The organism is Bradyrhizobium sp. WSM2793 (genome assembly GCF_000379585.1).
Classification (GTDB): Bacteria; Pseudomonadota; Alphaproteobacteria; order Rhizobiales; family Xanthobacteraceae; genus Bradyrhizobium.
Genome location: NZ_KB902845.1, coordinates 1 through 1308, shown reverse-complemented (window position 1 = coordinate 1308; position 1308 = coordinate 1). Strand labels below are relative to the sequence as shown.

At 63.7% G+C, this 1308-nt stretch carries 1 protein-coding gene and 1 pseudogene; both read left to right on the top strand.

Translation table 11 applies throughout. From position 1 onward, the window contains the following. Positions 1–348: flagellin (locus A3AS_RS44535; protein ID WP_256375124.1), on the top strand; the 348-nt coding region annotated here is incomplete at its 5' end. A 325-nt stretch (positions 349–673) separates the two neighbouring features. Then, positions 674–1308 (top strand): annotated as a pseudogene (locus A3AS_RS44530) (flagellin); the annotation flags it as partial.

The window sequence follows — 1308 nt, the reverse complement described above, 5'->3', positions numbered from 1 at the left end:
GTGACCTACAACTCCAAGGGTCTCGGCCTTGCTGCGCTGACCAGCGGTGTCGACTTCATCGACAACGCTGCCACCAACAAGGTGCTGACCAACCTCAACGCCGCCTCGAGCACGCTGCGCTCGGAAGCTTCGGCTCTGGGCTCGAACCTCACGATCGTGCAGGTTCGTCAGGACTTCAACAAGAACCTGATCAACGTGCTGCAGACCGGCTCGTCCAACCTGACGCTGGCCGACACCAACGTCGAGGCGGCCAACAGCCAGGCGCTGTCGACCCGCCAGTCGATCGCGGTCTCCGCGCTGTCGCTGGCCAACCAGTCGCAGCAGAGCGTGCTGCAGCTGCTCCGCTAAGTCGCGGACGACATCGCAAACAGGATCCGGCGGCGGGGCTTCGGCCCCGCCGCTTTTTTTGTTCATCGCTCGAGGCCTTGAGAGGCAGGCGAGGCTCCCAAAAGTAACCAGCGGTTATGGTTAATGGAGCGTAAGCGCAGATAATTGCCAATGATTTCAGGCTGATTGCCGGCTCGCTCCGCGCGTCCCGCCCCGCTATGGTGAACCGGCGCTTATGCAGCCGATGTTCGTTTCACCCTTTGTTAGCCATGTCGCGGCACGCTGGCCCCGTCACTCGATCCAGAAGCGATCGAACGAAGACGCGTAAGCCAGAAGGGTAAGAGTCATGTCCGGTATTGTTCTCTCTGCGTCGGTTCGTCAGAACCTGCTCTCTCTCCAGTCCACCGCCGACCTCCTCGCCACCACACAGAACCGTCTGTCGACCGGCAAGAGCGTCAACTCGGCCCTGGACAATCCCACCAACTTCTTCACCGCACAGTCGCTCGACAACCGCGCCAGCGACATCAACAACCTGCTCGACAGCATCGCCAACGGCGTGCAGGTGCTACAGGCTGCCAACACCGGCCTGACCTCGCTGCAGAAGCTGATCGACAGCGCCAAGTCGATCGCCAATCAGGCGCTGCAGACCACGGTTGGCTACTCTACCAAGTCGAACGTCTCCACCACCATCGCCGGTGCGACGGCCGCCGACCTGCGCGGCACGACCTCGTTCGCCAGTGCGACCGCGAGCAGCAACGTGCTCTATAGCGGCGCCGCCGGCGGCATCACCGCGGCGACCGGCACCACGACGCTTGGCGCCAGCATCGGGGTCTTCGCAAGCACTGGCGCAACGACCGGCGCCGGCGGTACCACGACTCTGGAAGGTACCATCACCCTGATCGCCACCAACGGCACGAGCGCCAGCGGCCTGGCCGGCAACGCCCAGCCCGCCGACGGCGACACCCTGACCGTGAACGGCAA